Raw genomic sequence first — 7,834 nt, 5'->3', positions numbered from 1 at the left:
CGTCAATCATCTTTTCCAAAAACACCGCTTTCTATACAGATGGGCAGGCACCTATTGCCCAAGTTTACATATGATGCTTGTAAATGCGTAGAGGAGGATGCACCGTGAAGAAACGTTTCAGCTCTTATTCACTGCCGCCATGGGTAAGGCAAATTCGGCTTGTATCCGCACAAGTGATTATTCCCATTACGATTTTTCAAGGAATCAGAACCATTTTCTTTCCGACAACCTTTGATGTTTTGCTGCTCGCAATCCTAATCTTTTTAGCTTGCGCCCTTCATTTAGAATGGATATAAACAAACAAGTCCGCGCCATTAAGACGTGGACTCGTTTTCAGCCTGAAATTTTTTCTCTTGTTCAATCTGATGGATTTTCATCACAAACGGCTCTATATTTTTCATTTGCCAATAAGCCTTTAATAATTGTGTACATTCCTCTTTTTCATGCTGTCGTTTCCCAGTTTGATAACCGTTCAGCACCTTGTACATGGCTGCCGGATATGCCATATAGCTGAGGAAAAGGCTGACTTCCGCTTCACGCAAAGGGAATGATTTCGTATATCCATAAAACCATTCGACGCATTCCGGACAAGCTTTCGGAAAGCCTCTGAACATTTTTGTATAAAAGCCGAGCAGGTCGTTTTGCGGAGGACCGACAGATGCTCTTTCGAAGTTTGTAAAATATCCGGTCCCGGCATCATTATACAGAAAATGGTGTATAGACAGGCTGCCGTGGTTCATTACAACCCTTGAAACGTCCTTTTCCTTTGCGGACTCATACGAGTCCTCCAGCCGTTCCAGCGCAAAGTTCACCGCGGAAATGGTTTCAGAAAAATAGGTTATGGCCTGGAGTTCAAAGGGAGAAAGGTACCATTCCTTCTCCGCTCTATCCACAAACTGCTCATAGAAAATTTTATCTTGTTCCCACTTTTTTTTCGTTTGCCCGTAATAACGTTCAATCTCATCACGTCTAACCTTTAGTTCCTGCGCGGTTCTCTCGTGAAGACGGGCTGTTTCTCTAAATAAATAAGCATGTTTCTGATCCCGTTCTTCCTCTTGGTCAAATTGGAGCCAAGGCATTAAATAGTAGGTATCTCCGTATTGTATGCCTGCTGAGAAAAACTCACCGCTATTTGTTCTGTAAACAGGAACGAATGAACGAAAGCCTTTTTCCTCAATCGCCACCATATGATCTGTAAAATGCTTGCCGCGACCCTCTTTCAATTTTTTCAGGGCAAATACGCCGTAGTCTGTATACACTTTCCAAACAAGAGGACTGACAGGCTCAATAAATTGAGCAGTCAGTCCGTATTCCCGAAGAACCGATTGGGTATCTTCCATTTCATTCACCACATTTTCCGATCGCTTACGGTTTACGCATGGCTATTTTTATATTGAGGAATATAGAGAATCTGTCCTGCTTTTAATTCATCATCCAATGCTAAAGAATTCATCCTGATCAGCTGCTGGGATGTAATTTCATACCGTTCGCATAAACGCTCGATCGTATCTTCCTGCTGTACAATGCATATTTTCATTCTCGAAAACTCATCCGCTTCTTTTGTAAAGAGTTTTGTTAAATAAAGAGAATTATCACTTTCCTTTGTTTGAGGTTCCTTCGTTTCAGGAGCAGGAGCAACCCTAGGAACAGCATCCGTTTCCTTCCTTTCAGTCTCAGAAGATTCAGGCAGCTGGAAGGATTGAAAAGGTGTTTCTTCCTTAGGCTCTTCAGCTGATGGTGTTTTTCTCACTTCAATTTCGAAGCTCTCTTCCTCTTGTTCTTCCTCCTCCAGCAGCTTAGGCGCTGAATAAAAAGAATCTTCCTCTTCTTGTTCAGGCAGGAAGGTACGGTATGCCGGTTCAGGCAATTCTTCTTGAGATGTCTCCTCCGAGCTTGTTTTTTGATTGAAATGGAAATGTAAATCGGCTTTGTCATTCTCCACATATGCAGCTGAAGCTGTTTCTCTGCTATCTTCTATGGAGAGAGCGGTCTCTGATACACTCTCCAAAGCTTCATCCGGTTCCGCCTCTTCATGGCAAAGCGCAGGATCAGCCTGATCCGATTGAGCTGCTTCTTCATTTTGAGCCTCTTGGCGCAGCGCATATTCATGATTAGGAGACACTGTTGTTTCCTCTTTTTCCTCTGCAATCACAGTCTCTGAATGAAGCTCAGCTTCCAAAGCAGGCGATTCTTCTGCTCCAGCGTGTTCACGAAGCTCAGTCTCCGCTGGAGAGTCTGCTTCTTCACGAACATCCGCTGTTGCAGCTGTCGGCTCTGCCGTTTCTTTTTTTGCTTTAACGATCTCTTGAATCTCTATTTCTGAATGATCAGGTTCTGGCTCAGATTCTTCTGTTTCCGATTCAGCACGAACCTCCGTTTCCGGCACAGCAAGCTCTTCTGACTCTTCTTCCTCTTTTACATCTTCTCTGGCCTCTGGTTCTGAAGCAACCGATTCAGGCGGCTCAGATTCTGCTTTTTCTGTCTCCAGTTCTTCACGGAGCCCCGCTTTTGAGATAAAAAGTTCTGGCGGTTCGGCTGGCGGTTCATGCTGAAGAACTGCTTCCTCTGCCGATGATGCACCCGGTTCTTCTACTACACTATGTGCCGGCGGCTCTGAAAGCTCTTCCTCCCTGAATGCCGCAGGAGCTTCATATAAAGGTATCTCCGGCTCTTTGTCTTGCGTATCATCCAAAAGCCCTTCAATCGCTAAATCAGCTTGAATTGTTAAAATGCGCGAATCCGTCAATTGATAGTCAAATGCGTCAATAAAGACGAAGACATCCTGTAAATGGCTCACTTTATTTTTCGGAATGGTAATATCCACAGGAAAACAGTGAGTCAGTTCCGCACTTCCATCCTCTCTCTTTCTGACTTGTTCAACAAACCGCTTATCTGTATAAATCTCTTCGGTATGTTTGTTTTGATCTATGTTGTACTCACCTGTAAGTTCAAGCGATCCTATGATTGATACATAATCATTTACTTCCTGAACCCTAATATCAGGATCTAATGAAATAGAAAGCAGTTCAGAAACTTCCTGTCCTTTTTGGAAACAGATCGATTCTTCTACAGAAAATTGCAATCGATGATTTTGCGGCAAGTTCATATCCTCCTTTCATCTAATCCTTAAAATTAGATGTCACTAAAGGTGTATGTATGAACTGGAGAAAATATGAGTGGGAGAGCACGAAAAAACCGGCACAAGGAGTCCTTGATACCGGTTTTCACTCTTATCTGCGGCTGATCTCAGCAAATACTTTCTCAGCTGCCTGGATTGTGTTTTCAATATCTTCATCAGTATGGGCCGTTGAGAGGAAAAGACCTTCGAATTGTGATGGCGGAAGGAATACCCCTTCATTTGCCATCCCTTTATAATAGCTTGCGAACAGCTTCAAATCAGATGATTTCGCTGTTTCATAATTAATGACTGGTTCGTTTGTAAAGAAGAAACCGATCATCGAACCTGCACGGTTAAAGGTATGCGGAATGCCATGAACCTCGGCGGCTTTTGAAATTCCTTCTTCCAGTCTGTCGCCTTTTTTGATGAAATTCTTGTAGGAATCAGGTGTCAGCTGTTTCAATGTCTCTAAGCCAGCCGTCATCGCAAGCGGGTTGCCTGACAATGTACCAGCTTGATAGATCGGACCGCTTGGAGCGATCTGCTCCATGATTTCTGCCTTTCCGCCATAAGCGCCGACAGGAAGTCCGCCCCCGATTACTTTTCCTAAACAAGTCAGATCAGGCGTTACGCCGAAGTAGCCTTGAGCGCAGTTATAATCGACCCGGAAGCCAGTCATCACTTCATCAAAAATCAGCAGGGAGCCGTACTGCTCAGTGATATCACGCAGACCCTGCAGGAAACCTTCTTGCGGCGGAACAACACCCATATTTCCGGCAACTGGCTCTACAATGACTCCCGCAATGTCTTCACCGAATTGCTGGAAAGCAAGCTTTACACTTTCTAAATCATTGTACGGAACGGTGATGGTGTTTTTCGCAATGCCTTCAGGCACCCCCGGGCTGTCAGGCAGACCGAGAGTGGCAACACCTGAACCAGCTTTAATCAAGAGAGAATCGCCGTGTCCGTGGTAGCAGCCCTCAAATTTTAAAATCTTGTTGCGGCCCGTATAGCCCCTTGCCAAACGGAGGGCACTCATTGTAGCCTCTGTTCCGGAGCTTACCATTCGTACAATTTCTACAGATGGCACACGATCAATGACGAGCTTAGCCAGTTCATTTTCTACTTCAGTCGGAGCACCGAAGCTTGTCCCGTATTCAGCCACTTTTTTGAGGCTTTCTACGACGCGGTCATTTGTATGCCCTAAAATTAAAGGCCCCCATGACAAGACGTAGTCAATATATTCATTCCCGTCAATATCAAAGATTTTCGAGCCTTTTCCACGCTCCATAAAAATCGGGTCCATGTCTACCGATTTAAATGCGCGAACGGGACTGTTCACACCGCCCGGCATGAGTTTTTGCGCTTCTTTAAAAGCCGTTTTTGATTTTTCATAGCTTCTCATCTGCCTCAACTCCTGTCAACTGAATAAAATTACTCCGCAAGCCATTTCGCTGCGTCTTTCGCATGATACGTAATAATCAGGTCGGCACCCGCGCGCTTCATGCTTGTCAAAATTTCCAACACAATTTCTTTTTCTTTGATCCAGCCGTTCTGCGCTGCAGCCTTCACCATTGAATACTCTCCGCTTACATTATAAGCGACGAGCGGCAAAGTAAACTCATTTTTTACGTCACGCATGATATCCATATAAGAAAGCGAAGGTTTGACAATCAAAAAGTCCGCGCCTTCCTCGACATCTGATTGTGCTTCGCGGAGTGCCTCCATACGGTTGGCAGGGTCCATCTGATATGTTTTGCGGTCTCCGAATTGCGGTGTGCTGTTTGCTGCATCACGGAACGGACCGTAAAACTCACTAGAATATTTCACAGCGTAAGACATGATTGGAATATTGACGAATCCTTCTTTATCAAGCGCTTCTCTGATCACTGTAACAAATCCGTCCATCATGTTTGATGGCGCAATGATATCCGCACCTGCTTTCGCTTGGCTGACAGCTGTCTGCGCCAAAAGCTCCAGCGATTCATCATTGAGGATGACCCCGTCTTTGACAAGTCCGCAATGGCCGTGGTCTGTATATTCGCACAGGCACGTGTCAGCGACAACAACCATTTCAGGGAAGTGTTTTTTAATTTCTATGATGGCTTTTTGGACAATTCCGTGATCATGGTACGCTTGTGTTCCGCAATCATCTTTTTCTTCTGGGATGCCGAAGACGATAACAGATTGAATGCCCAGTTTGACCAGCTCCGCTACTTCATCCTTCAATAAATCTAATGATACATGGTAAACATCAGGCATTGACGGAACAGCTTTTTTGCCTTCCAGCCCTTCAACGACAAAAATCGGATAAATAAAATCTGATGGATGCAAACGTGTTTCCTTTACCATTTCTCTCATTGCTTTTGATGTCCGCAGGCGGCGGTGTCTATTAAATGATTGACTCATATTCTCTCTTCCTCTCTTGACATGCTGCACATTAACTCAAGCATGCCATCTATTGTAAATGTATCAGGCGTATGCGATGTGATGCCGTACGTCAGAAGGGCATCATTTGTTAAAGGTCCAATGCTGATACAGGCCGTCCCATTCGCCTTCCACTTTTTTAATTCTTCTCCCAAGACATGCATAAACGTATGTACGGTTGATGAACTCGTAAATGTTACATAGTCAAAGGAATATTGACCCGCAGCGTCTTTCAGTGCCTCAATGCCTTCTTCATCCGGAATCGTTTCGTAGAGAACCCATTCCTTTACTTCAAAACCGAGCGGGACAAGCTCTTGTTTTATCACATCACGTGACAAATTCCCTTTCATCACGGTAATGGGCTCCCCCGGTTCAGCATGCTGCTTAAGAGCGTCAGCCAATTGTTCAGCAATATACTCCTGTGGCATCACATCAACCGATACGTTATGCGTTTTTAAACGGCGGGCGGTTTTTTCACCGACGGCTGCAATTTTTTTATGCGCAGGGAGAATAAGCTGATTTTCCTTCAGATAAGAAAAAAAGAAGTCTGCCCCGTTCACACTTGTAAAAACAAGCCAGCCTGGCGCGGTTAGATCCTCCCTTACCTGTTCCGCAACATCATTCGGCAAAGCGCGGCGAAACGTAATCAAAGAGGTTAAAACCGCTTTACCGCCAAGCGCCTCCACTTTTTGCTGAAATGATGTTGCCTGTGCCTTATTCCGGGTGACAAGCACTGTTTTTCCTTTCAACGGAAAATCATTTTCCATCCTCATCAAGCTCCCGTTTTACACGATCAATTAAATCTTTTGCTCCTTTGTCAGCCATAAGAGCGGCACAGCGCTTTCCTACTTCCTCCGGATCGTTTCCGGTGACGGTTTCTTTAAAAATGATTTTGCCGTCAGGTGAAGCGACAAGACCTGTCATTTCAATTTCATCCTGTCCATTTAACACGGAGTAGCCTGCGATCGGAACCTGGCAGCCGCCCTCCATCGCGTTTAAAAAAGCACGTTCCGCTAAGACAGTCCGTTTTGTATATTCATCTGTAAACTGAGAAAACAACGCCAACAGCTCTTCATCCGATTCTCGGCACTCAATCGCCAGTGCTCCCTGCCCCACAGCAGGCAAACAGCGCTCAGGCTCAAGGAATTCGGTTACGACATCTTGCTTCCACCCCATTCTAGAAAGTCCGGCAGCCGCTAAAATAATCGCGTCATAATCCTCTGTTTCCAGCTTTTGAAGTCTTGTATCTATATTACCTCTAATCCATTTAATTGTAAGGTCAGGGCGCTCAATCAAAAGCTGCGCGCTTCTTCTTAAACTGCTTGTGCCAATGACAGCACCTTCCTTCATTTCTGAAAGCTTTACGCGATTCTTTGAAATAAGGGCATCACGCGGGTCCTCCCGTTCAGGAATACAGCCGATCACAAGGCCTTCAGGCAAAACAGCAGGCATGTCCTTCATGCTGTGCACAGCCATATCAATCTCTTCGTTTAAAAGCGCCTGTTCAATTTCTTTGACAAACAGCCCTTTTCCACCCACTTTTGAGAGTGTAACATCGACAATCCGGTCGCCCTTTGTCACGATCTCTTTAATTTCAAAAGCAAACGAAGGATTGATTTCCTTCAGTTTTTGAATAACCCATTTTGTTTGAGTCATAGCGAGTTTGCTTCGTCTGGAACCTACTTTAATCGTTCTCATCATTTCTTTCCTCCCGAATCTGCTTGGGACATCGTTTAACTGAACCAATGGAATTGCGACAGGCTTCCAAGCAGGAAATAATTGATCATCAGCACCAGAAAACAAGCCGTATTCCACAGTGCAGCGACCTTTCCTTGCAGCTCTTTAATCAGCCTGATATAAAGATAATAGCTGTACAGCAGCAGGACGACAAACGAACCAAGCACTTTGGCGTCAAACCAATACAGCGTTTCTAGTGAGACATATGCCCATATGACGCCGAGAATCAAACTCAGCAGCAGCATCGGAACCCCGATGACATTTAAAACATACGCCATATAATCAAGCTTAGATAAATCTTCTATTCTCAACAGCCATTTTCCCCACTTTTTCTTTTTCAGCAGATGATATTGAAACATATATAGCACAGAAAAAACGAAAGAAAGGGAAAAAGCGCCGTATGAAAGAATCGCCATTGTAATATGAATCACCAAAAGCTCGGATACAAGCTGCCCGGAAAAAGCAGCTGACTGCTGCTCTGTCGGTGAAAATGTGTGAATGGCGATCATAGAAAATCCTATAACATTTGTAAAAAACACGATAAAGTCAACA

8 protein-coding genes are annotated in these 7,834 nt (G+C 44.6%); 1 reads left to right on the top strand and 7 read right to left on the bottom strand.

The window, feature by feature from the left end; genetic code table 11:
- Positions 1-104: 104 nt before the first annotated feature.
- The gene (locus RAC86_RS31945; RefSeq protein ID WP_003222590.1) at positions 105-296 is read left to right on the top strand and encodes a hypothetical protein; all 192 of its coding nucleotides are present in this window, start codon (positions 105-107) and stop codon (positions 294-296) included.
- Between the two features lie 18 nt (positions 297-314).
- On the opposite strand, the gene cotN is transcribed toward RAC86_RS31945, so the two are convergent.
- The 7 genes from cotN to RAC86_RS31910 form a co-directional block, all read right to left on the bottom strand.
- Positions 315-1,340: a spore coat protein CotN gene (gene cotN, locus RAC86_RS31940; RefSeq protein ID WP_377886442.1), complete on the bottom strand. Its 1,026-nt coding sequence runs from the start codon at positions 1,338-1,340 to the stop codon at positions 315-317.
- Between the two features lie 32 nt (positions 1,341-1,372).
- On the bottom strand, positions 1,373-3,100 hold the full coding sequence (gene spoVID, locus RAC86_RS31935) for a spore coat morphogenetic protein SpoVID (protein ID WP_377886441.1): 1,728 nt from the start codon (positions 3,098-3,100) through the stop codon (positions 1,373-1,375).
- 130 nt (positions 3,101-3,230) lie between these two features.
- The gene (hemL, locus tag RAC86_RS31930) at positions 3,231-4,523 is read right to left on the bottom strand and encodes a glutamate-1-semialdehyde 2,1-aminomutase (protein WP_015251539.1); all 1,293 of its coding nucleotides are present in this window, start codon (positions 4,521-4,523) and stop codon (positions 3,231-3,233) included.
- Positions 4,524-4,552: 29 nt separating this feature from the next.
- Positions 4,553-5,527, bottom strand: a complete 975-nt coding sequence (gene hemB, locus RAC86_RS31925) for a porphobilinogen synthase (protein WP_198878588.1) — start codon at positions 5,525-5,527, stop codon at positions 4,553-4,555.
- On the bottom strand, positions 5,524-6,312 hold the full coding sequence (gene hemD, locus RAC86_RS31920; protein WP_029727111.1) for a uroporphyrinogen-III synthase: 789 nt from the start codon (positions 6,310-6,312) through the stop codon (positions 5,524-5,526). Before hemD ends, hemB begins: the two co-directional genes overlap by 4 nt.
- A complete protein-coding gene (gene hemC / locus RAC86_RS31915; protein WP_015251536.1) occupies positions 6,302-7,246 on the bottom strand; it encodes a hydroxymethylbilane synthase in 945 nt (314 codons plus the stop codon). Before hemC ends, hemD begins: the two co-directional genes overlap by 11 nt.
- A 32-nt stretch (positions 7,247-7,278) precedes the next feature.
- Positions 7,279-7,834, bottom strand: a 556-nt coding sequence (locus RAC86_RS31910) for a cytochrome c biogenesis protein (RefSeq protein WP_377885917.1), incomplete at its 5' end; no start/stop codon positions are given.

It is taken from the genome of Bacillus sp. LR_5, assembly GCF_042709275.1.
The sequence above is the reverse complement of the archived record's forward strand: the minus strand, read 5'-3'. Positions and strand labels throughout refer to the sequence as shown.